Genomic DNA, 20,678 nt, shown 5'->3' on the forward strand with positions numbered 1-20,678 from the left:
TCTCAGGCGCGCCGGAGGAGTTCGGGGGCGATCGGGCGCTGGTGGCGCAGCAGGTCCTCGGGCCGGTCGGGTTCGCGGACCAGGTGCGCCTCGCCGTCGAGCACCAGGACCTCGGCCGGGTAGCCGTGGCTGAGGAAGTGCACGGGGGAGGCGGTCGGCCCGTACGCGCCGGAGCGCAGCACTCCGAGCAGGTCGCCCGGGCGCACCGGCGGCAGCTCGGCCTTCTTGGCCAGCGTGTCGTTGGGCGTGCAGAGCGGGCCGGTGACGTTCCAGACCTCGGTGGCGGGCTCGTCGATCCGGTTGAGCAGCCGCATCGGGAAGTTGCGCTTGACGAAGGAGCCGATGCCGACCGCCGCCATGTGGTGGTGGGTGCCGCCGTCGGCGACCGCGAAGCGCTCGCCCAGCGACTCCTTCACGTACCGGATCCGGGTGACGTAGGTGCCGGCCAGCGCGGTGAGGTAGCGGCCGAGTTCCATCACCAGCCGGGTGCCGGGGTGGCGTTCGGCGAACCCGGCGACCAGCGGGTTGATCCCGGCGGCGAGCTTCGGCAGGTCGAGGTCCCGCTCGCCGTCGAAGTAGGCGACGCCGAGTCCGCCGCCGACGTCCACCAGCTCCAGCGGGAAGCCGAGGGCGGCGGAGAGGCGTTCGGCGAGCGCGAAGATCCGCTCGGTGTTCTCGACGACGGTGTCCTCGACCAGGATGCGGGTGCCCATGTAGACCTGCACGCCCATCACCCGCACCGCCGGGTGGCGTGCCACCAGGCCCGGATCGGCGAGCAGTTGGGCCTCGTCCATGCCGAACTGGCGGGCCTTGCCGCCCATGGTGAGGCCGGAGCCCTTGACCGAGAAGCTCGGGTTGACCCGCAGCGCCACCGGGGCCACCACCCCGCGCTCGCGGGCGAGTTCGTCGATCAGCGCCAGTTCCTGGAAGGACTCGCAGACGATCGCCGCGATCCGCTCGTCCAGGCAGGCGACCAGCTCCTCCCGGCTCTTGCCGGGCCCCAGGAAGATGATGTCCGGGCCGGCCACCCCGGCCCGCCGGGCGGTGCGCAGCTCGGTGAGCGAGGAGACCTCGGCGCGGGCGCCGTGGGCGTGGAGCAGGGCGCAGACCGCCAGGTTGGGGTTGGACTTGAGCGAGAAGAACACCTGCAGGCGCGGGTCCAGCTGTTCGCGCAGTTCGCGCATCCGCCCGGTCAGGGCGTCCCCGTCGTAGAGGAAGAGCGGGGTGCCGTACCGCTCGGCGATCTCGGTGACGGGTGTGCCCTGGATCTCGAAGACTCCGCTCACGGCCGGTCTCCCCTCTCCCGTCCGTCGAGGCGGACGGCGATCTGCGCGTCGATGGTGGTCAGTTCCTCCGCCGAGTCGGCGACGACGATCCCGTACAGCCGGCCGTCGACGGGGGCGCCGCCGCCGGTGAACGCCGCATTGACGGTGGCGAAGTTGTTCACCAGCAGGCCCCGGCCGGCGGCCGGGTCGAGCAGCAGGCCGTCGAGCAGCCGGCGCAGCTCGTCGAAGGCCAGGGGTTCGGTCAGCCGCAGCGGGTAGTGGCGGGCGACGGCGACCTGTCCCGGCTTGACGAACCGTTCCTGCAGACGGACCTGGTAGGTGGACATGTTGTTACGGGCGTTGATCTCCACGACCGGGTAGAGCCCGCCGTCCGGGTCCACCATGGCGTCCACGCCCACCACGCCGTGGAAGCCGTCGGCGGCCAGCCGCTTGCCGAGCCGGTCCGCGGCGGTGCGCAGCTCGTCGACCTGGGCGGCGGTGAGCCGGGCGGGCATCCGGTGGCCCTTGTGGACGCCGTCCTCGGTCAGCTGCTCCTTGACGAAGTCGAACGCCACCGAGCCGTCCAGGCCCACGGTGAACTGGTAGTTGAGGTCGGCGACCTTGTCGACCCACTCCTCGACGACCATGGCGATCCGCTCCCGGCCGGAGCCCTCGACCTGTTTGGCGACCAACCCGAGGATGCGCTCGCCGCGGCGCCGGCTGGTCAGCCGGGCGATGCCCTTGCCGGAGACGCCGAACGCCTCCTTCACCACGGCCCGGCCGTCGCCGAGTTCGGCGTCCACCGCCGCGAAGGCGGCGGCGAGTTCGGCGAGCGTCTCGCAGGCCCAGCCCCTCGGCTGGCGCAGGCCCAGCTCGTCGGCGATCCGGCGGCTGTACACCTTGCTGTTGACGGCCTTGCAGGTGGCCGCGTCCGGCCCGGCGAGCGGCAGCCCGGTGGCCGCGGCGAGGCGCTCCTCCGGTTCGGACACGCCGTGGACGGCGATCCGGCAGCCCTCGGCGGCCAGGCCCGCCAGCGCGGCGAGCAGCGCCGGGTCGGCCAGGGCGTCCTCGGTGACGGTGCGCTGCGGGTCCTGGACGGCCGGGACGTGGACGCGCGGCAGCTCCAGGCCGAGCCCGGCCAGGTACCCGAGGTAGTCCCGGTCCGGGCGGGTCTTGAGCACCACGTGGTCGCGGCCGCCGGCCAGCAGCAGGGCGAACTCGTCCATCCGGTTGACCACGGCGCTGGAGGCGGCGGCGGACAGCCGGGGCAGGGTGTGCTCGCCCAGCGCCCACTGCTGCTCCACCTCGAAGTTGCCCAGGAAGAGGAAGCGGGCGTCCGGCGATCCGGTCAGGGCGAGCGACAGCCGGCCGGCGAAGTCCGTGGCCGGGGGCCCCGGGTGGGCGCCCATCAGTGCCTCACGACCATCGCGGCGAAGGACTGGCCCAGCCCGGCGGAGGTCATCAGATAGGTGTCCCCGGGCCGCAGCAGGCCGAGTTCGAGCGCCGACTGGTAGTTGATGAAGGGGTCGGCGCAGAAGCAGTGGCCGGTCCGGGCGATGTTCTCCAGGAAGATCCGGTCCCGGTCGATGCCGAGCGCGTTGGCGGCGACCGTCCAGGAGACCCGGTTGACGTTGTGCGGCAGCACCAGGTCGAGGTCGCCGACGGCCAGCCCGGCCGCGGCCAGGGCGCCGTCGATGACCTCGGCCATCGCGTCCTGGTAGATCCGCTTGGCCTCGCGGGCGCCCTCGGCGTCGAGGTCGATGACGCCGTCCTCGCGGCCGTGGATGCGGGCGTGGTAGCCGAGCACCCGGTTGCGGTCGCCGCCGGCCCCCACCAGCAGGGCGGTGACGCCCTCGCCCATGATCGAGACGTCCTCGACCCACTGGGAGAACGGGGTGAGCGTCTTGTCGCCGGCCAGGACCAGCGCGAGCGCGTCCGGGTCCCCGTCCTCGGCCAGCAGGGTGCCGGCCGCGTCCACCGCGAGCAGGCCGGTCGCGCACCCGTGGTCGGCCACCGAGAACACCTTCGCCCGGCGCAGCCCGAGCGACTCGCGGACCGTCCGCAGCGGGCTGACCGGGTACGGTGCGGTGGTGCGCAGCCCCTTGGCGCGCACCACGTACCGGATCCGGTCCTCCTGCCCGGCGAGGGCCTCCAGCTTGCCCGCCGCGGTGGTCAGCAGCTCCGCCTCGGACTGGTCGGGCGCCTGGCAGATCCGGTCCAGGCCGTACAGCCTGGTGAACCGGCGCACCTGCTGGTCGGTCAGCCCCAGCGGCTCCCGCAGCTGTTCGACCGAGACCGTCGGTGGCAGGTAGCTCGATACCGCTTCTATCGACGTCATGCGACGGGGCCTCCTCGCGACAAGGATCGGAGCCCCACCAGAGTCGCCGGGAACGCTGACAGGCTGCTGACGCCCGGCTGATCGCCGGACGGCAGGCAGCCGCTGGGCTCGTGTCGTCGATCAGCCCGGATCAGGGAGTGATCGGCGAGGCGGCCCCTGAGGTCGCGTCAGGCCTGCTTGACCGAGATGCGTCCGTTGCTGGTGCTCAGGGTGAGCTGGTACTGGCCGGACGGGTCGTCGGAGACCCCGATGTCCTTGTGGCCGTTGCCGGTCTTCGCGGAGACCTTGTACTTGGCGGCCGGCACGACCAGGGTGATGGCGCCGTTGGAGGTCGACGCGGAGACGTCCTGCGGCTTGGTCGAGGTGATGTTGATCGCGCCGTTGTGGGTCTCGGCCCGGATCCGGTCGCCGTTCAGCCCGCGCCCGCTGATGGCGCCGTTGGTGGTCTTCACCTCCGCGCTGCCGTTCACCCCGTCCAGGTTGACCCCGCCGGAGTGGGTGGACACCTGCACGCTGCCGACCTGGGAGAGGCTGACCGAGCCGGAGGAGGTCTGGCCGGTGACCGGCAGCCCGGCGGGGACCTCGACGGTGTAGGTGACCGAGCAGTACTGGCCGCAGCCGCCGAGCACCAGGACGCCGTTCTCGACCCGGCTCGTCGCGCCCGGCTTGTCGTTCTTGTAGCTGACCGACCGGTGCACGGAGATCCTGTCGAGTCCCTCCTTGCCGCGCAGGGTGACCCCGCCGGAGGTGGTGTCGAGCTTCACCGCGGTGATCCTGTCGCCCACCGTGGCGTCGTCGTCGAAGGTGTTGTCGGGAGCTAAGCCGCAGGCGCTCAGACCGCCCACGGCGGCCGCGAGGACGACGAAGGACGCGAGACGGCCGGACTGCTGGCGCATGTCATTCCCCAGATCTGGAAGGCGTTGCCGGAAAAGGCCCCGTCGCGGGGCGTACCCCACGACGCTAGCGCGCCGGAAAACCGGCGGACCATGGGGCTAACCCCCCTGTCCTGATGGGGAGTTCCCCCAAACGGCGGACGTCAGGCGAATGTCAGTTCCAGGTCAGCGCACCCGTCCAGAGTCGAGCCATGACAGCGCTGACGGCACGGGCCCCCGAGCGGACCCTGGGCGTACTGGGCGGCATGGGCCCGGCGGCGACCGCGGAGTTCCTGCGGCTGCTCGCCGCCGACGCGCCGGCCGCCCGGGACCAGCAGCACCCCCGGCTGCTGCTGTTGTCCGAGCCGGGCATCCCGGACCGCACCGCCGCGATCCTCGGCGGCGACGAGGAGCCGGCCCGGCGGGTGCGGGAGGGCCTGCGCACGCTGGTCGGCTGGGGCGCGGACCTGCTGGCGGTGCCCTGCAACACGGCGCACGTCTTCCTGGACGGCTTCGCCGCCACCTCGCCCGTGCCGGTGGTCGACATCGTCGACGCCACCCTGGACGAGGCCGTCCGGCTGAGCCCGGACGGCGGCTGGCTCACGGCGACCACCGGGACCGTGCTCAGCGGCCTCTACCAGCGGCGGGCCGCGGCCCGCGGCTACCGGCTGCTGCTGCCGGACGACGGGACGCAGCAGGCCGTCCACGGGGCCGCCGAACGGGTGAAGGCCGGACGGGTCGAGGAGGCCGGCGCCGCCTTCCGGGAGGCCGTCGGAGGGCTGTGGCGGCGCCGCCGGCTGCCGGTGGTGGCCGCCTGCACCGAGCTGCCGCTCGCCTACCGCAGCGCGGGCCTGCCGGCGGAGCTGATGGTCTCCAGCCTGGCCGCGCTCTCCCGCGCGTGCATCGCCGAGCTCTACCGGAGCGTGCCGGTCCGTACGTAGCCGCCGCGACATGGGACGGCCCCGGCGCAGCAGCGCCGGGGCCGTTCCCCGTCGAGCGTTCCGTTCCGGTTCGTGCCGTTCGCGGGCCGGTCAGCCGCAGCCGCCGGCGTGGCCGTCGTCGACGGACCGGGCGCCGAGCCCGACCGCCGGGGCGGCCGGCGGCGGCAGTGCCCCGGCGGGCACCGCCCGGGCCCGCAGGTGGGCGACGAAGTCCGGCAGCCGGTCCAGCCCCCAGAAGCGGCTGAAGCCCTGGACGAAGAACGGCACGCCGAACACCCCGTCGTCGCAGATGTCCTTGAGCAGCCGAGCCCCCTGCCGGCGCAGCTCGGGATCGTCGCTCGCCCCCGCCGCCGCCACCGGGTCGAGGCCCAGTCCGGCCGCGATCCCGGCGACGACCGTACGGTCGCAGATGTCCCGCCCCTCCTCCCAGCGGGCCCGGTAGGCGGCCGCGACGAACTGCGGGCCGCGACCCCCGCGCACGGCCAGCAGGTAGGCCAGGTGGGGCACTTCCCACACCGGGTCGCGGTCCACCGGCCAGCGGAACTCCACTCCCCGTGCGGCGGTGAGCCGCCGCACGTCCTGGAGGACGTACAGGTGCTTGGCGCGGGACATCGCGGTGTACGGGAACGTGCCGCCGAGCTCGGCCAGCAGCCGCTCGCTGGTGGGGTCGGGCTCGAAGAACGGCCGCCACTCCACCGCGTCGGCCACGTCCGGGTGCCGCTCCAGCAGCTCCCGGTAGGCGAGCCAGGAGTACGGGCTGCGCAGCGAGAAGTAGAACCGCGGCGCCCTGCCGGAGCCGCTCACAGCACCAGCCCGCCGTCGACCCCGAAGACCTGCCCGGTGATGTACGAGGCGCGGTCCGACAGCAGGAAGGCCACCAGGTCGGCGACCTCCTCGGGGCGGCCGAAGCGGCCCAGCGGGATCCGGGCGGCGAGGCCGCCGCCGACGTCCTCGGCCAGGCCGGAGGTCATGTCGGTCTCGATGAAGCCGGGCGCCACGGCGTTGACCCGGATGCCGCGCGGGGCGACCTCCTTGGCCAGCGCCTTGGAGAACCCGATGATCCCGGCCTTGGACGCCGAGTAGTTGGTCTGGGTGGCGTTGCCGTACACGCCGGCCACCGAGGACATCGTCACCAGCGCACCGGCGCGGCGCTTCATCATGGCGAACACCGCCGCCCGGCAGACGTGGTAGGTGCCGTCCAGGTTGACCCGCATGACGTCCTGCCAGGCCTGCTCGGTGAGCAGCACCAGCGGGTTGTCCCGGACGATGCCGGCCGAGGAGACCACCGCGTGGAGCGGGCCCAGCTCCTGCTCGGCCGCCCGGACGAAGGCCTCGGCCTCCGCGCGGTCGGCCACGTCGACCCGGCGGGCCAGCACCCGGGCGCCGGCCGCCTCGGCCTCCTTGGCGGTCTCCGCCGCGGCCTCCTCCCGGGACTGGTAGCAGAACGCCACGTCGTAGCCGTCGGCGGCGAGCCGCGCCACCACGCTGCGCCCGATGCCCCGGGACCCGCCGGTCACCAGGGCGACCCGTCGTGCGGACATCACGGCCTCCCGCCGGTCGTGGTTCCGGGGGCCCGGAGCACCTCGGCCGGGCGCAGCGCCAGGGTCAACTGGCCGACCTCCAGCACCGGCCGGCCGTCCACGGTGCTGCGGCCGGAGGTGATGAAGGTGTCGCCGAGGTCGCGGACCATGGTGACCTCGTGCACCATGACCGAGCCGGGGCGGACCGGGCCGATCACCCGGACGTCCCGGGTCCTGGCCAGCAGCACGACCTGCCCGGTCAGCACGTCGGCGTTCGGCTTCTCCCAGCAGGCGAGCAGCACCGCGCACTGCGCCCAGGACTCCAGCAGCCGGCCCAGCGGGTAGTCGTACTCCTCGTTGGGGGCGTCGTCGGGCACGTCCTGGTAGGCGGGCTCGGCGAGGGTGACCGCCTTGTACGCGACCAGCCGGCGGCCCGGTTCGATCTCGGCGATCCGGTCGACCAGCAGCGCGGGGTGGCGGTGCGGGACGACCGACTTGATGGCGGCGGTGTCCTTCACAGGACCTCCCGGGGGTAGAACAGGGCGATCTCGGCGGCGGGGCGGTCGTCGGCGGAGACCCGGGCGGAAACCCGGACGCCGTCGTGGTCGCGCTGGATCCGGGCGTCGACGGCGACCTCCTCGCCGGGCCGCACCGGGCTCAGGAACCGGGCCCGGGTGAGTTCGGCCAGGCCGGGGCAGGGCACGGCGGCCGCGGCCGCCAGCTCGTGGACGTACTGCACCAGGCCGAAGCCGGGGACCACCGGCAGGCCGGGGTAGTGCCCGCGCAGGAACGGTTCGTCCGCACTCAGCACGACGGTGCCCCGGACGTGCCGCGCCACCGGCTCGCCGGCCGTGCCGCCGGGCTCGGGGCGGCTCTCCGGCTCCACCACGGTCAACGCTCTGAGCATCATGGTCTGTCCCTCCTCTGTCACATGGACGACGGCCCCCACGGGGACGGCCGCCGGGTTCAGCCGCCCAGGAGCGCGCAGCCGACCGTGCCGTCCCGGTCGACGCAGGTCACCAGCGCGAGCCCGGCCGCGGGCAGCCGGCCCTCGTCGGCCGCGGCCAGCACCGCCGCCAGCTGGAGGCCGGTCGCGGCCGCCGAGGCGTCGCCGAGCAGCGGCCGGCACCGGATCCACTCCGGGGCCGCGCCGGCCGGCAGGGCCGCGCGGACCGCCGCCTCCTCGCCGGGGGCCCCGAGCGGGGCCGCCAGGCGTACGTCCCGGCCGTCCGCGCCGGCCTCGGCGAGCACCGCGCGCACGCACTCGGTCAGCGCGGCGGCGGCCTGTCCGGGCCGGTGGTAGGCGCGGAAGCGGGTGCCGAGCAGCCGCGCCAGCACCGGCCGGCCGGCCGCCCGGGCCTGGTCGGCGGACTCCAGCAGCCAGGCCACGCCGCCCTCGCCGAGCGGGGTCCGGGCGCCCTCGTCCGCGCTGTGCCACTCCAGCCAGGCGCGCTGGACCGAGTACTCCTCGGCGGCGCCGCACAGCACCCGGTCGCAGTGCCCGCCGCGGAACAGCCGGGCGGCGTAGCCGAGGGCGAGCAGACCGGCCGACCAGCCGCCCGCGATGGTGCTGTTGGGGCCCTTGATGCCGTGCCAGATCGCGCACTGGCCGGCGGCCCGGTTCATCACGGTGTTGGGGAACCTGGCCGGGTCGACCAGGTAGGGGCGGTCGCCGGTCAGCGAGTCCCTGGTGAAGTCCATGATGCTCTGCACGCTGCCCGAGCCGGTGCCCAGCACCAGGGCGACCCGCTCGGGGCGTTCCAGCAGGCCGGACCCGCAGCCGTCGAGCAGGGTGCCGAAGGTGTGCACGGCGAGCGCGGTGACCCGGTCCATGGTCCTGGTGCCCTTGCGGCCCAGGGCGCCGGCGGCGCTGAAGTCCGGCACCAGGGCGGCCTGTTCGTACGGGCCCGGGTAGGCGGTGCGGTCCAGGGCGGTGACGGCGCCGGCGCCCGACCGCAGCCCGGCGCCGAAGGCCCGCGCGCCGACCCCGAACGGGGAGACCGCCGACCAGGCGGAGAACACCGGCTCGCGCACCGCGGGCGCGGCGTCGGCCGGCCGGGCCCGGGCCGGACTGTCGGTGGCCGTCATACCCGGCCCCGACCGAGGGCCCTGCCCGCCTTGCCGGTCAGGGCGTCGGTCAGCCGGTCGTCGAAGTCGACCAGGCTCCAGTCGCGGCGGTTCTCGATCACCGCCCAGCCGTGGGTGATCCGGCCGGTGGCGGTCGGCACCAGGACGCCGTCGCGCAGCACGTAGGCGTCCATCCGGGCGGTGTAGGTCAGCCGTTTGAAGACGCTCTCGACGGTGTAGACGGTGTAGAGGGTCTCCTCCATCAGCGCCTCGTCCAGGACGGTGATCCGGGAGTGCGGGACGACCGGGATCCAGTCCTGCTCGTCCAGCAGGGTCTTGATGGAGACGCCGCGGTCGGCCAGGAAGAGGTCGACGACCTCCTCCATCTGCCGCAGGTAGCCGGACATCTGGACCCGCTCGGTGAAGTGGCAGTAGAAGTACGGCATCCGCCACGCCCAGCCGAAGGCGTTGCGCCCCGCGGTCAGCTGTTCGAGCGGGTCGGCGCCGGGCTCCAGCGGGACGGGCGCGCCGCCCGCGCCCAGCCGGTCGACGGTCAGGGCGGCGAGCTCGGCGGGCGGCTCGGCGACGGCGTGGCCGCGCGGGTCGGACCTCAGGTGGAGGGTGACCTTGGCGGCGACGGCCTTCACGGTCTCGCCGGAGCGCTCCACGGTCAGCTCCACGCCCAGGCGCAGCCCGTCGTCCTGGGCGGGCAGCCGGCGCACGGTGGCCGTCACGACGTCGTCGATGTGCAGCGCGGTGAGGATCTTGGTGTCGAGGTCGGTGAGGTCGACGCCCAGGCCGTACCGCTCGAACAGCTCCCCGGGCGGGAACCCGTGCTGTCGGGCGTGGTCGTAGACGGCCTCCTCGACCAGGTAGTTGACGTGCTTGAACCCGATCCAGGTGCAGATGTTCGAGCCCTCGTAGCGCGGGCGGAGCTCGACCCGGGTGGTCGGGTCGGCGGCCGGGGCACTGCTGGTCATGGCGACTCCAGGGGTGAGAGGGTGGTGGCGTCGGCGGGCGGCGCCCCGGCCACGGCGGTGCGCAGGAAGTCGCACACCAGCCGGGCGACCAGGTCGGGCCGCTCGACCATCGGGAAGTGCCGGCAGCCCGGCAGGGGTTCGTACCGCGCCCGGGGCACCCGGGCGGCGAGCGCCCGGCCGTCCTCGGGCGGGGCGGCGGTGTCCTGCTGCCCGGAGAGCACGAGCAGCGGCGAGCGGACCGCGCCGAGGTCGAGCGTGGGGGAGCGCAGATAGGCCTCGAAGAACCGCATCCAGCCGTACGGCCCGACCTGGTCGCGCAGTTGGCGCGCCATCCAGTCGCGGTGGGAGCGGGCGAAGCGCGCGGTCTCGCCGACCTCCAGCGCCTCCTCGAAGACGCGGTGGAAGTCGTTCAGGTAGTACGAGATCACCGACCAGTCGAAGTCCTTGGGGCTGGGCCGGTAGAACGGGCTGATCAGGACGGTGGGCCGGGGTGCGGTCCGGCCGGCCGCGGTCGCCTCGACGACGAGGTTCGCCGCGTACGAGTGGGCCACGACGGCGTCGAACCGCTCGTCCAGCAGTTCGACCAGGAAGCGGCCCGGATCGGGCCGGGCGCCCCAGCCGTCGCCCTCGGACTGGGCGCGCCACGGCAGTTCGACGTCCCACAGCTCGAAGGCGGCCCCGGCCCGCCGCACCAGCGGGCTCCACACCGAGGGCTTGCCGCCCAGGCCGTGCAGCAGCAGCACCCGGATCGGGTCGGGGCCCTCGGCGGCCCTGCGCAGCCGGGGGATCGGCGCGCTCATGCGTCCGGCTGTCCCGGGTCCGCCCGCCCCGCCCGCGGGTCGTCCCGGTACGCGCCGAGGATGAGCACCGCGTTGTTGCCGGCGAAGGCCAGCGCGTTGTTCTGCACGATGCGCACCTCGGCGGTGCGGGCCCGGTTGGGGACGGGGTCGAGGCCGCACTCCGGATCGGTCCGGCGGTGGTTGATCGTCGGCGGGATGAAGCCCTCCTTGATCGCCAGGGCGCAGGCGGCGGAGGCGAGGGCGCTGGCCGCGCCCATGGTGTGGCCGAGCATGGACTTGATGGAGACGGTCGGCGGCGGGGTGGCGAACACCTGCCGGATCGCGCCGGCCTCCGTCACGTCGTTGGCCTTGGTGCCGGTGCCGTGGGCGGAGATGAAGTCGATGTCCTCCGGCTTCACCCCGGCGTTGCGGTGGGCCAGTTCGATGCAGGCGGCCAGGCTGTCCTGGTCCGGGGCGACCGGGTGGTGGGCGTCGCAGTTCAGCCCGTACCCGAGCACCTCGGCGTAGATGTCCGCGCCGCGGGCGAGCGCCGACTCCAGGCTCTCCATCAGCAGGACGCCGGCGCCCTCGCCGGTGAGGATGCCCTTGCGGTCGACGTCGAAGGGCTGGCTCACCTCCGGGGCGATGGTGCCGAGCCGGTAGAAGCCGGTGAAGGTCTTGCGGCAGACCGCGTCGGCGCCCCCGGACAGGGCGACGTCCGCCTCGCCCGAGCGGATGGCGTCGAAGCCGGAGCCGATGGCGTAGTTGCCCGCGGCGCAGGCGGTGGCGATGGTGACGGCCTCCACGTCGACCAGCTCCAGCTCGCGCACCACGCTGCTGGACAGCAGGCCGGCCGAGGAGCGGCGGGCCACCACGGCGGGCAGGTCCTCGGGCCCCTGGCGGAGCTGGCGCTCGGTCAGGGCGTCGAGGTCGCGGGACTCGCCGTCGGTGGTGCCGACCGAGACCAGGACCCGCCGGGCGCGCAGCTCCTCCAGGTCGAGCCCCGCGTCGGCCACCGCCATCCTCGCCGCCGCGACGGAGAACTGGCTGGCCCTGCCCAGCTCTTCGGGATCTCCGTGCTCGATCCACTGGGCCGGGTCGAAGTCGTCGATCTCGCAGCCGTTCGCGTGCGCGTAGCCCGTCGTGTCGAAGGACGTGATCGGTTTGACGCCGCTGCGGCCGCTGCGGAGTCCGCCGAGGAACTCGGCCGCCCCGGTGCCGATGCTGGTGACCGCTCCCAGCCCGGTGATGACGACCCGGCGCGGTGGCCGGTGCCCGCTGCTCGCCATTGCTGACTCCGTTCTGTCGACTCGGCGCTGTGGCGGGCTACTTGGACAGGCTCTCCTGGACGACGGCGACGACGCCGTCCAGGTTGACCATCCGGATCAGCTCGGCCTGGTCGATCTCGATCCCGAAGGTGCGCTCCAGCGAGGAGAGGATCTCGATGGCGCCCAGCGAGTCGGCGTTGTGGTCCTCCTTGAAGCGGCTGGTGTCGGTGACCTCCTCGGCCTCCAGTTCGAGGATGTCGCAGACGATGTCCTTGATCTGGGCGCGCTGTTCGGCGGTGACGACCGCGGTGCTGGGCATTTCGCCTCCCGGTGAGGGTGGGTGCGACAGATTGATGATCTGAATTCTTCTCGGCCGCGCTGACGGGCAACTGACGTACAGCTGACGGTCGTTGGTCGGCTTGACAGTGCTTGCTCACACCTGTCAGTCTCAACTTTCAGGTAGGAGGAAGAGGGTGGGGGTGCTGACAAGCGCGGAGCTACTGGCCCTGCTGGCCGCCGTCGGGCACACCCAGCGCCTGCGGATCATCGGCGAACTGGCGCAGGGCCGGGTCCACGTCAGCGAACTGGCCCGACGGCTCGGCATGTCCAGGCCGCTGCTCTACATGCACCTGGAGCGGCTCGAACACGCCGGCCTGGTGGCCGGCGCGCTGGAGCTCTCCGGTGACGGGAAGGCCATGAAGTTCTTCGAACTCACCCCGTTCGACATCCACGTCACGGTCGACACCGTCATCGCCGCCCTCCGGGAGGACCGGGCGCAGGTCGAGCGGACCCAGCACGACGCCTGAAGGAGACGCGGCGTCGGCAGGAAGCACGGCGCGCGAAGGAACAGAAGGGACCCTCATGAGTGGCGGCGTGATCGCCATCGTCATCACACTGATCGTCATCGGCGGGATCAGCGTCAGCATCGTCTCGTACTTCACCCTCCAGCGGCACCGCGCGGACGCCGCGGCGATGGCCGCCTACCGGCGGCTGGCCGAGGACACACTGGCCGGCCAGAAACTTCTCCGGGGTGAACTGCGGGCGCTGACCGCCCGGTTGGCGTCGGTGGAGGACCTGCTGCGAAGCGTCGACGAACACTGATATCCGGCCCGGTCACTCAGGAGATGCCCATGACCACCGCAACCGTGCACGGCATCGCCGACGCCGTGCGACTGAGGAACGTCTGCCGCCGCTACGGCAACGAGCGCAACCGGGTCGTCGCCCTCGACGACGTGTCGGTGGGCTTCGGCCGCAGCACCTTCACCGCCGTGATGGGACCGTCCGGATCGGGCAAGACCACGCTGCTGCAGTGCGCCGCCGGGCTGGACCGGCCGGACTCCGGCTCGGTCTCGCTGGACGGCCTGGAACTCGCCGGGCTCGGCGAGAAGGAGCTCACCAGGCTCCGCCGGGACCGGATCGGCTTCATCTTCCAGGCCTTCAACCTGCTGCCCGCGCTCAGCGTGGCCGACAACGTGGCCCTGCCGCTGCGGCTGGCCGGGCGCAGGCCCGCACGGGAGAGCGTCGAGCGGGTGCTGGAGCAGGTCGGCCTCGGCGACCGCGGCGACCGACGGCCCGGTGAACTGTCCGGCGGCCAGCAGCAGCGGGTCGCCATCGCCCGGGCCCTGATCACCCGGCCCGCGGTGCTCTTCGGCGACGAGCCGACCGGCGCGCTGGACACCCGCACCGCGGTGGAGATCCTGCGGCTGCTGCGCCAGGCCGTCCACGGCGACGGGCAGACCGCCGTCATGGTCACCCACGACCCGGTCGCCGCCTCCTACGCCGACCGGGTGCTGTTCCTGGCCGACGGACGGATCGTCGACGAGCTGAGCGGCGCCTCGGCCGACACCATCGCCGAGCGGATGACCCGGCTCGGCGCCTGGGGCGACAGCCCCGGCCCCGACGTCAACGTCACCCGCGTCACCCGCGGCGGAGAGGCGGCCCGCTGATGTTCACCCTGGCCCTGCAGACCCTGCGGTTCCGCCGGACGAGCTTCGTCGCCTCCACCGTCGCGCTGTTCTTCGGCGCGGTGATCCTCACCGCCTGCGGCGGCCTGATGGAGACCGGCATCCGCCACCGGGTGCCACCGTTCGCGGACGTCCCGCCGGGCACCCAGCAGGCGGCCAGCCGGCTGATCTCGATGTCCGCGGTGTTCGGCGGCATCGCCGCGATGGTCACCGTCTTCATCGTCGGCTCCACGCTGGCCCTGGTGGTCCAGCAGCGGCTCGGCGAGATGGCGCTGCTGCGCGCCATCGGCACCCTGCCGGGACAGCTCCGCCGGATGATCGTGGTGGAGACCCTGGCGGTCGCGCTGGTCGCCGTCGCCCTCGCCCTGGCGCCGGGCTACCTCGCCGGCGAGTGGATGCTGGAGCAGATCGCGGCCAGCGGGGTGGTGCCCAAGGGGATCGACTACACCGCCGGCTGGATCCCGATGCTCACCGCGGGCGGCACCTCGCTGCTCGCCGCGCTGAGCGCGGCCTTCATCGCCTCCCGCCGGGCGGCGCTGTCCCGGCCCGCCGACGCGCTCGCGGAGTCCCGCCTCCAGCACCGCTGGCTGAGCGGCCCGCGGCTGGCCTTCGCGGTGTTCTGCCTGGCCGGCGGCACCGCCCTGGCCGTGGTCACCGGAACGGTGATGAACGGCGAGGTCGCCGCCAGCACCGCCGGCCCCTCGGCGATGCTCTGGGCCGGCGGGATCGCCCTGCTCAGCCCCGGGCTGACCAAGGCGCTCACCGCGGTGTTCCACCGCCCGCTGCGCGCGCTGTTCGGGCTGACCGGGGACCTGGCGATGGACAACGCCCGGGCCCGGCGGATCCGGATCGCGGGCGCGGTCAGCCCCGTGATGCTGGCCACCGGGCTGTCCACCGCGCTGATCTACCTCCAGACCACGCTGTCCGCCGCGCAGGGCGGGGACGGGGTCGGCGCCTGGGTGGACTACCTGCTGGCCGGCAGCATCATCGCGTACGCGGTGATCTCGCTGGTCAACACCCTGGTGGTGGCGGCCTCCGAGCGCCGCCGGGAGTTCGCCCTGCAACGGCTCGTCGGTGCCACCCCCGGCCAGATCCTGGCGATGACCGGCATCGAGTCGGTGCTGGTCACCACCGTCGGCACGGTGCTCGGCACCTTCGTCGCCGGCGCGACGCTCGCGCCCTTCGGGATGGCGCTGGACGGTTCCTGGATGCCCCGCGGACCGGTCTGGATCTACCTCTCGATCGTCGGGTTCGTCGGGGCGCTGACCGCCCTGGCCAGTGTCTCGGCCACCGGGGCGGCCCTGCGGACGCCTCCGGCCGAGGCGCTCGCCACCCTGTGACCGGCCCCGGGCCCGGCCCCGGGCCCGGAGCGGTCCGGGCCCGGTCGGCCGGGCGGGCCGAACGGCGCCCGGGGCGGCAGGAAGGACTCCAACTCCTTGAACTCGTCGGGGTGTTGGGTGACCCACGACCAGTACCAGGGGATCGTGCGGGCGTACTCGCAGTAGTAGCGGCGGAGCGTGTTCAGGAGTCTTCGCTGGATGTCGCAGGTCACCGAGTCGCTGCGCCACACCAGCAGCATGTCGGTGCCCTCGGCGACGGAGATCGGGACCAGCCGCACCTCGCGGGTGGCGCCGGTGGGAGGCGTCAGCGCGGCGGCCCGGGCGTCCCGGACCCAGTTCATCGCCTCGTGGTGGCCGTCGACGTAGTGGAGGACCTCCAGCTCGGCGTGGCCGACGGAGGCGAACAACTGCTTCTCGATCGGGTGGAACCAGTGGTCGCGGGTGTAGCGGACCCACCGCAGCGAGGCGAGCTGTGCCGGGCTCACGGCGTCCTGGCCGACCAGGCAGTGGTCGTGCGGGAGCGCCACCCAGACGGGCTCCCGCACGATCACCGTACTGGCCAGGGCGAGTTCGTCCGCCTCGGTCGAGGCGGCCAGCGCGACTCCGGGCACCATCGCGGCGTGCAGGGCGCCGCGGGACACCTGGGCGATGGCCGCGTCGGGGCTGAGCGTCTCGGTCTGCACCTCCTTGACCGGCAGGGCGGACTTGAGCGCGCTGCGCAGCGACGGCGGCGTCCACTCGGCGTTCCCGAACCGGAACACCTCCGTGAAGTGCGCGGTCGCCTCGGCGATCACCCGGTCGGCGTGCCGGACGAGTTCGGCCAGCATCGGGATGATCCGCTCTCCCAAGGCGGTCGGAACGATTCCGGTCCTGGTCCGCACGAACAGTTCGCCGCCCACCGCCCTTTCGATCCGCTTCAATTGCGCGGTGAGACTCGATTGCGGGAGGCTCAATTGGGCGGCGGCTCTGGAAATGCTGCCCAGCCGGTCGATGGTGGTGACGATCTTGGCATGCCTCAACTCGACGTCCACTGGGCCCCCGTCCGCGATTTCCACTTCCTCGCGTAGCCACCAGGAAAATTCCAAGGCGGTCGCCACGCTAACAGAGCGATCCTGGAGCGTCCACAGCCGGACAGGTGCGAACGGGGTGAAATCGGGCGGTGGTTGCGGGCCCGGAAACGGCACGAACGATGATCGCCGTTCCGGGTGTTCCGGAACGGGCATATGCCAAACGGAATCAGGCCGGTACGGGTCCGGCGAAGTCCAGCGCCCGCCGCGGCTCGCCGAGCAGGTCGGCCTGCCGCAGGATCGCCTGGTACGCGTGGTGCAGCGCCCGGCCGGGCTCCAGTCCCAGGTCGTCGGCGAGGCGCCGACGGGTGCTGTGGAAGACCTCCAGCGCCTCGGCCTGCCGGCCGTCGCGGTAGAGCGCCAGCATCAACAGCTCGCTCAGGCGCTCCCGTTCGGAGTGCTCGTCGGCGAGCTGCCGCAGTTCGGACACCGGGACGCGGGCCGAGTCCACGGCGAGCTTGGCGGCGGTCAGGTCCTCGTACGCGCTGATCCTGCGCTCCTCCAGGTGGTCCGCCCGGATCCGGCAGCGCAGGCCGTCGCAGGAGTCCATCAGCGCGCCGCCGCGCCACAGGGCGAGCGCCTGCTCCAGGGCCGCGATGGCGCGGGCCGGGTCCCGGCGGACGAGGTCGCCGCCCTCGTCGGAGAGCCGCAGGAAGCGGTGGGCGTCGATGGCGTCCGGCGGGACGTCGAGGAGGTAGCCGCCGTTGGCGGTGCGGAGGGTTTCGTCGCCCTTGCGGCCGGTCACGGATTCCAGCAGCCGGCGCAGCCGGCCGACATTCGCCTGGAGGGCGTTGCGGGCATTGGCCATCGGCTGGTCGCCCCATAACTCGTCCACGATCTCGTCGAACGGGACGGGTATCCCCGGGGAGGTCGCCAGCAGGGCCAGCACGACGCTGGTCCGCTTCGACGCCATGGTGTAGTGCGCGTTCTCGTGCGACAGGAGCAGTGGGCCGAGAAGCTTGATTTCCAAAACAGCATCCCCCAATTTCCGAGCCGTCCAGGCGAGTCTGCGCGATGCCGGTGCGGAGCGGGAGATACCAGCCGGGCGGGGGAGCCGTGGACGGGTGGTATGACACGCGCTGTCCATGACAGCCGGGGGGCGCCGGATCGACGGGGGAGCGATCCGGCGCCCTGCTCGGAGGCGGGGGCGCGGCCTCGCCGCACCGCCCGGGACGGGTCGACGGGGACGCACCGTGACGGCGGGTCCTGATCTGTCGACCTGTCAGAAGAATGCTACAGGTGACGGGTTGAGCTGTCCATGGGGAGTCGGGGCGGCGGCTACGGCTGCCGGGTGTTCCGGCCGTAGCGGTCCAGCTCGTGGAAGAAACCCTCCACCACGGCGAGTTCGCCCCGGGCCGCCAGTTCATCGTAGACGAACCTGCCGACCGCGAGGTCGAGAACGCCGAGCCCGAACGGGGAGAACACCACCGGGCGGTCGGTCGGCACCGCCACCCGCCCGGCCATCACCTCGTGGAGCGTGCCGTCGACGAAGTCCCGGTTGCCGGTGAGCTGTTCGGTCAGGTGCGGGGAGGTGTCGGCCTTCAGGCAGTGCTCGACGTCGTCCAGCACGTTGGCCGAGGCGAGCAGCACCTCGGGCGCCAGGTCGCGCAGCGAGACGTTGAGCACCACCGGGTTGTGGGAGAACCACGAGGGCTCGGTGACGTGCGGCGCGGCGGCGACGGTGGCCAGGACCACCAGGTCCGAGGAGCGGACCAGCTCCTCGGCGCTCGCGTGCACGGTGATCCGCGGCGCGGCGCCGGCGCCCGCCTCGCCGGTGTCCGCCGGGCCCGCGCCTTCCGGGGTCGGGCGTTCCGCGTCCGGGCGTTGCGGGTCAGAGCGTTCCGGGTCCGCGCGTTCGAGGTAGGCGCGGAAGCCGGCCGCGTGCTCGGCGGACAGGTCGTGCACCCCGACCTCGTCGAACTCCCAACCGGTGCGGGCGAGGTAGGTGTGGATGTGCCGGGCGATCAGGCCGGTGCCGATGAAGCCGACCCGCCGCGGCCGGGGCCGGCCGGCGCAGAGCAGGTCGGCCGCCAGCGCGGCCGAGGCGGCGGTGCGGGCGGCGCTGATGATCGAGCTCTCCAGGCACGCGATCGGGTAGCCGGTCGCGGGGTCGTTGAGCACCAGCACCGCGGAGGCCCGGGGCAGGCCGGAGGCCACGTTCTCCGGGAAGCTGGAGATCCACTTGATCCCGTCGACCGGGGTGTCGCCGCCCACCGAGGCCGGCAGCGCGATGATGCGCGAGGAGGGCCGGTCCGGGAAGCGCAGGAAGTACGAGGGCGGGTTGACCGTGGCGCCCTCGCCGTGCACCCGGTAGGTCGCCGCGACCAGGTCGAGGGTGTGCTTCTCGTTGCCGGACAGCACGCTGTGCACCTGCGCGCCGGGGATCACGGCGAACTGCGGGATCGGCCTCTGCTGGGTCATGGCTGGCTCCGTCTCGGGGGGAGATCTGGCCACAGCAGTGTCGCTGACCTGCGCTGACACCGCGCTGACGAACCGTCAGGTGTTCGATTCGTCGACAGGTACGGATCAACCCGACCTGCGACTTTCGGCCAGTGCCAAATGACCTGGTCGGACCTTACGCCGTTGCCTAGAGTCACTCTCTGGTGGCGCCGCCCTCAGCTTCTTCCAGCGGGGTGACGACCTACGGCGCCACCGCTGCCGGTATCCGGCACCACCCCTGCCGGAACACGTGGACCACCGAAGAGGAGTCACCAGTGCTCGACCGGGTTGTGATCGTAGGCGGCGGAACAGCGGGATGGATGACGGCTTCGTACCTGAAGGCCGCGTTCGGGGACCGGGTGGACATCACCCTCGTGGAGTCCGGCAACGTCTCCACCGTGGGCGTCGGCGAGGCCACCTTCAGCGACATCCGCCACTTCTTCGAGTTCCTCGGGCTCAAGGAGAAGGACTGGATGCCGGCCTGCAACGCCACGTACAAGCTCGCCGTGCGGTTCGAGAACTGGCGCGAGCCCGGCCACTACTTCTACCACCCGTTCGAGCAGATGCGCTCGGTCAACGGCTTCCCGCTCACCGACTGGTGGCTCAAGCAGGGCCCCACCGGCCGGTTCGACAAGGACTGCTTCGTGATGGCCTCGGTCATCGACGCCGGCCTCAGCCCGCGCCACCTCGACGGCACCCTCATCGACCAGCCCTTCGACGAGGGCGCGGACGAGATGCAGGGCCTCACCATGTCCGAGCACCAGGGCAAGACCCAGTTCCCGTACGCCTACCAGTTCGAGGCCGCGCTGCTCGCCAAGTACCTGACGCAGTACGCGACCGACAGAGGGGTCAGGCGCATCGTCGACGACGTCCAGGAGGTGAAGCTCGACGAGCGCGGCTGGATCAGCGCACTGCGCACCGCCGAGCACGGCGAGCTCACCGGCGACCTCTTCGTCGACTGCACCGGCTTCCGCGGCGTGCTGCTCAACCAGGCGCTGGAGGAGCCGTTCATCTCCTACCAGGACACCCTGCCCAACGACAGCGCGGTCGCGCTCCAGGTGCCGATGGACATGGAGAAGCGCGGCATGCTGCCGTGCACCACCGCCACCGCCCAGGACGCAGGCTGGATCTGGACGATCCCGCTGATGGGCCGGGTCGGCACCGGCTACGTCTACGCGAAGGACTACCTCTCCCCGGAGGAGGCCGAGCGGACCCTGCGCTCCTTCGTCGGCCCCGCCGCCGCCGACGTCGAGGCCAACCACATCAGGATGCGGATCGGCCGCAGCCGCAACTCCTGGTCCCGCAACTGCGTGGCCATCGGCCTCGCCAGCGGCTTCGTCGAGCCGCTGGAGTCGACCGGGATCTTCTTCATCCACCACGCCATCGAGCAACTGGTCAAGTACTTCCCGGCGGAGGACTGGAACCCGGTCCCGCGCGACCTCTACAACCGGGCCGTCGCCCACGTCATGGACGGGGTGCGCGAGTTCCTGGTGCTGCACTACGTCGCGGCCAAGCGCACCGACACCCAGTACTGGCGGGACACCAAGACCCGGAGCATCCCCGACTCGCTGGCCGAGCGGCTCGAACTCTGGAAGTCCCGGCTCCCCGACTCCGAAACGGTCTTCCCGTACTACCACGGCCTGCCGCCGTACTCCTACATGTGCGTCCTGCTGGGCATGGGCGGCATCGACGTGGCGCACTCGCCGGCCCTGGACCTGTCCGACGGCGCCGCCGCGGAACGGGAGTTCGCCCAGATCCGGGAGAAGACCGAGCGGCTCGTCGCGACCCTGCCCAAGGCGTACGACTACTTCGCCCGGATGCGCTGACGCCGATCCCCG

General features: G+C 72.8%; 22 protein-coding genes. 6 read left to right on the forward strand and 16 right to left on the reverse strand.

Features of this window, described 5'->3' with window-relative positions:
* Positions 1-2: 2 nt before the first annotated feature.
* The 4 genes from ACIQI7_RS04945 to ACIQI7_RS04960 all read right to left on the reverse strand — a co-directional run bounded on the left by ACIQI7_RS04945 (position 3) and on the right by ACIQI7_RS04960 (position 4,499).
* Positions 3-1,286, reverse strand: a complete 1,284-nt coding sequence (locus tag ACIQI7_RS04945) for a type III PLP-dependent enzyme (RefSeq protein WP_401105202.1) — start codon at positions 1,284-1,286, stop codon at positions 3-5.
* A complete protein-coding gene (locus tag ACIQI7_RS04950) occupies positions 1,283-2,674 on the reverse strand; it encodes an ATP-grasp domain-containing protein (protein ID WP_401105204.1) in 1,392 nt (463 codons plus the stop codon). Before ACIQI7_RS04950 ends, ACIQI7_RS04945 begins: the two co-directional genes overlap by 4 nt.
* On the reverse strand, positions 2,674-3,603 hold the full coding sequence (locus ACIQI7_RS04955; RefSeq protein ID WP_401105206.1) for a 3-oxoacyl-[acyl-carrier-protein] synthase III C-terminal domain-containing protein: 930 nt from the start codon (positions 3,601-3,603) through the stop codon (positions 2,674-2,676). The genes ACIQI7_RS04950 and ACIQI7_RS04955 overlap by 1 nt, the downstream gene beginning before the upstream one ends.
* 167 nt (positions 3,604-3,770) lie before the next feature.
* On the reverse strand, positions 3,771-4,499 hold the full coding sequence (locus ACIQI7_RS04960; RefSeq protein ID WP_401105208.1) for a DUF4097 family beta strand repeat-containing protein: 729 nt from the start codon (positions 4,497-4,499) through the stop codon (positions 3,771-3,773).
* Between the two features lie 188 nt (positions 4,500-4,687).
* Here ACIQI7_RS04960 and ACIQI7_RS04965 point away from each other — a divergent pair, with 188 nt between their 5' ends.
* Positions 4,688-5,416 (forward strand): aspartate/glutamate racemase family protein, encoded by a 729-nt coding sequence (locus ACIQI7_RS04965; protein ID WP_401105210.1) that lies wholly within the window; start codon positions 4,688-4,690, stop codon positions 5,414-5,416.
* Positions 5,417-5,506: 90 nt separating this feature from the next.
* Here the strand turns inward: ACIQI7_RS04965 and ACIQI7_RS04970 are convergent, their stop codons facing one another.
* From ACIQI7_RS04970 to ACIQI7_RS05010, 9 genes are read right to left on the reverse strand one after another with little or no spacing between them, the layout of a single operon-like run.
* On the reverse strand, positions 5,507-6,220 hold the full coding sequence (locus ACIQI7_RS04970) for a 2-hydroxychromene-2-carboxylate isomerase (protein WP_387751242.1): 714 nt from the start codon (positions 6,218-6,220) through the stop codon (positions 5,507-5,509).
* A complete protein-coding gene (gene fabG / locus ACIQI7_RS04975) occupies positions 6,217-6,957 on the reverse strand; it encodes a 3-oxoacyl-[acyl-carrier-protein] reductase (RefSeq protein ID WP_401105212.1) in 741 nt (246 codons plus the stop codon). The genes ACIQI7_RS04970 and fabG overlap by 4 nt, the downstream gene beginning before the upstream one ends.
* Entirely contained in the window at positions 6,957-7,454 is a 498-nt protein-coding gene (locus ACIQI7_RS04980) for a 3-hydroxyacyl-ACP dehydratase FabZ family protein (RefSeq protein WP_401105214.1), read from the reverse strand. Before ACIQI7_RS04980 ends, fabG begins: the two co-directional genes overlap by 1 nt.
* On the reverse strand, positions 7,451-7,846 hold the full coding sequence (locus ACIQI7_RS04985; RefSeq protein WP_401105215.1) for a hypothetical protein: 396 nt from the start codon (positions 7,844-7,846) through the stop codon (positions 7,451-7,453). Before ACIQI7_RS04985 ends, ACIQI7_RS04980 begins: the two co-directional genes overlap by 4 nt.
* Before the next feature lie 56 nt (positions 7,847-7,902).
* Positions 7,903-9,024: a beta-ketoacyl synthase N-terminal-like domain-containing protein gene (locus tag ACIQI7_RS04990; RefSeq protein WP_401105217.1), complete on the reverse strand. Its 1,122-nt coding sequence runs from the start codon at positions 9,022-9,024 to the stop codon at positions 7,903-7,905.
* Complete coding sequence (locus tag ACIQI7_RS04995) at positions 9,021-9,983, reverse strand: hypothetical protein (protein WP_401105219.1); 963 nt, start codon at positions 9,981-9,983, stop codon at positions 9,021-9,023. The genes ACIQI7_RS04990 and ACIQI7_RS04995 overlap by 4 nt, the downstream gene beginning before the upstream one ends.
* Positions 9,980-10,783, reverse strand: a complete 804-nt coding sequence (locus ACIQI7_RS05000) for an alpha/beta fold hydrolase (protein WP_401105221.1) — start codon at positions 10,781-10,783, stop codon at positions 9,980-9,982. The genes ACIQI7_RS04995 and ACIQI7_RS05000 overlap by 4 nt, the downstream gene beginning before the upstream one ends.
* Positions 10,780-12,051 (reverse strand): beta-ketoacyl-[acyl-carrier-protein] synthase family protein, encoded by a 1,272-nt coding sequence (locus ACIQI7_RS05005; RefSeq protein ID WP_401105223.1) that lies wholly within the window; start codon positions 12,049-12,051, stop codon positions 10,780-10,782. Before ACIQI7_RS05005 ends, ACIQI7_RS05000 begins: the two co-directional genes overlap by 4 nt.
* 37 nt (positions 12,052-12,088) lie before the next feature.
* Positions 12,089-12,349 (reverse strand): acyl carrier protein, encoded by a 261-nt coding sequence (locus ACIQI7_RS05010; protein WP_401105225.1) that lies wholly within the window; start codon positions 12,347-12,349, stop codon positions 12,089-12,091.
* Positions 12,350-12,512: 163 nt separating this feature from the next.
* Here ACIQI7_RS05010 and ACIQI7_RS05015 point away from each other — a divergent pair, with 163 nt between their 5' ends.
* The 4 genes from ACIQI7_RS05015 to ACIQI7_RS05030 are packed head-to-tail and all read left to right on the forward strand — an operon-like array spanning position 12,513 to position 15,334.
* Positions 12,513-12,836 carry an ArsR/SmtB family transcription factor gene (locus ACIQI7_RS05015; RefSeq protein WP_387751924.1) on the forward strand — a complete coding sequence of 108 codons (324 nt, stop codon included), beginning with the start codon at positions 12,513-12,515 and terminating at the stop codon, positions 12,834-12,836.
* 55 nt (positions 12,837-12,891) lie between these two features.
* Complete coding sequence (locus tag ACIQI7_RS05020; RefSeq protein WP_387751265.1) at positions 12,892-13,131, forward strand: hypothetical protein; 240 nt, start codon at positions 12,892-12,894, stop codon at positions 13,129-13,131.
* Positions 13,132-13,160: 29 nt separating this feature from the next.
* Positions 13,161-13,976 (forward strand): ABC transporter ATP-binding protein, encoded by an 816-nt coding sequence (locus tag ACIQI7_RS05025; RefSeq protein WP_401105227.1) that lies wholly within the window; start codon positions 13,161-13,163, stop codon positions 13,974-13,976.
* A complete protein-coding gene (locus ACIQI7_RS05030) occupies positions 13,976-15,334 on the forward strand; it encodes an FtsX-like permease family protein (protein ID WP_401105229.1) in 1,359 nt (452 codons plus the stop codon). The genes ACIQI7_RS05025 and ACIQI7_RS05030 overlap by 1 nt, the downstream gene beginning before the upstream one ends.
* Here ACIQI7_RS05030 and ACIQI7_RS05035 read toward each other — a convergent pair.
* The 3 genes from ACIQI7_RS05035 to ACIQI7_RS05045 form a co-directional block, all read right to left on the reverse strand.
* Positions 15,226-16,353 (reverse strand): LysR family transcriptional regulator, encoded by a 1,128-nt coding sequence (locus ACIQI7_RS05035; protein WP_401105231.1) that lies wholly within the window; start codon positions 16,351-16,353, stop codon positions 15,226-15,228. The genes ACIQI7_RS05030 and ACIQI7_RS05035 overlap by 109 nt on opposite strands.
* Positions 16,354-16,570: 217 nt before the next feature.
* On the reverse strand, positions 16,571-17,371 hold the full coding sequence (locus tag ACIQI7_RS05040) for a BTAD domain-containing putative transcriptional regulator (protein ID WP_387751276.1): 801 nt from the start codon (positions 17,369-17,371) through the stop codon (positions 16,571-16,573).
* 308 nt (positions 17,372-17,679) lie between these two features.
* Positions 17,680-18,822: a 2,3-diaminopropionate biosynthesis protein SbnB gene (locus ACIQI7_RS05045; RefSeq protein ID WP_401105233.1), complete on the reverse strand. Its 1,143-nt coding sequence runs from the start codon at positions 18,820-18,822 to the stop codon at positions 17,680-17,682.
* Positions 18,823-19,115: 293 nt separating this feature from the next.
* Here ACIQI7_RS05045 and ACIQI7_RS05050 point away from each other — a divergent pair, with 293 nt between their 5' ends.
* Positions 19,116-20,666: a tryptophan halogenase family protein gene (locus ACIQI7_RS05050; RefSeq protein ID WP_401105235.1), complete on the forward strand. Its 1,551-nt coding sequence runs from the start codon at positions 19,116-19,118 to the stop codon at positions 20,664-20,666.
* Positions 20,667-20,678 lie beyond the last annotated feature (12 nt).

This window comes from Kitasatospora sp. NPDC092039 (assembly GCF_044756065.1).
Lineage (GTDB): Bacteria > Actinomycetota > Actinomycetes > Streptomycetales > Streptomycetaceae > Kitasatospora.

Coding starts and splice junctions, on each gene's coding strand:
- ACIQI7_RS04950 (WP_401105204.1), bottom strand. CDS start 2,674: ATGGGCGCCCACCCGGGGCCCCCGGCCACGGACTTCGCCGGCCGGCTG.
- ACIQI7_RS04955 (WP_401105206.1), bottom strand. CDS start 3,603: ATGACGTCGATAGAAGCGGTATCGAGCTACCTGCCACCGACGGTCTCG.
- ACIQI7_RS04960 (WP_401105208.1), bottom strand. CDS start 4,499: ATGCGCCAGCAGTCCGGCCGTCTCGCGTCCTTCGTCGTCCTCGCGGCC.
- ACIQI7_RS04965 (WP_401105210.1), top strand. CDS start 4,688: ATGACAGCGCTGACGGCACGGGCCCCCGAGCGGACCCTGGGCGTACTG.
- fabG (WP_401105212.1), bottom strand. CDS start 6,957: ATGTCCGCACGACGGGTCGCCCTGGTGACCGGCGGGTCCCGGGGCATC.
- ACIQI7_RS04985 (WP_401105215.1), bottom strand. CDS start 7,846: ATGATGCTCAGAGCGTTGACCGTGGTGGAGCCGGAGAGCCGCCCCGAG.
- ACIQI7_RS04990 (WP_401105217.1), bottom strand. CDS start 9,024: ATGACGGCCACCGACAGTCCGGCCCGGGCCCGGCCGGCCGACGCCGCG.
- ACIQI7_RS04995 (WP_401105219.1), bottom strand. CDS start 9,983: ATGACCAGCAGTGCCCCGGCCGCCGACCCGACCACCCGGGTCGAGCTC.
- ACIQI7_RS05000 (WP_401105221.1), bottom strand. CDS start 10,783: ATGAGCGCGCCGATCCCCCGGCTGCGCAGGGCCGCCGAGGGCCCCGAC.
- ACIQI7_RS05005 (WP_401105223.1), bottom strand. CDS start 12,051: ATGGCGAGCAGCGGGCACCGGCCACCGCGCCGGGTCGTCATCACCGGG.
- ACIQI7_RS05010 (WP_401105225.1), bottom strand. CDS start 12,349: ATGCCCAGCACCGCGGTCGTCACCGCCGAACAGCGCGCCCAGATCAAG.
- ACIQI7_RS05020 (WP_387751265.1), top strand. CDS start 12,892: ATGAGTGGCGGCGTGATCGCCATCGTCATCACACTGATCGTCATCGGC.
- ACIQI7_RS05025 (WP_401105227.1), top strand. CDS start 13,161: ATGACCACCGCAACCGTGCACGGCATCGCCGACGCCGTGCGACTGAGG.
- ACIQI7_RS05030 (WP_401105229.1), top strand. CDS start 13,976: ATGTTCACCCTGGCCCTGCAGACCCTGCGGTTCCGCCGGACGAGCTTC.
- ACIQI7_RS05045 (WP_401105233.1), bottom strand. CDS start 18,822: ATGACCCAGCAGAGGCCGATCCCGCAGTTCGCCGTGATCCCCGGCGCG.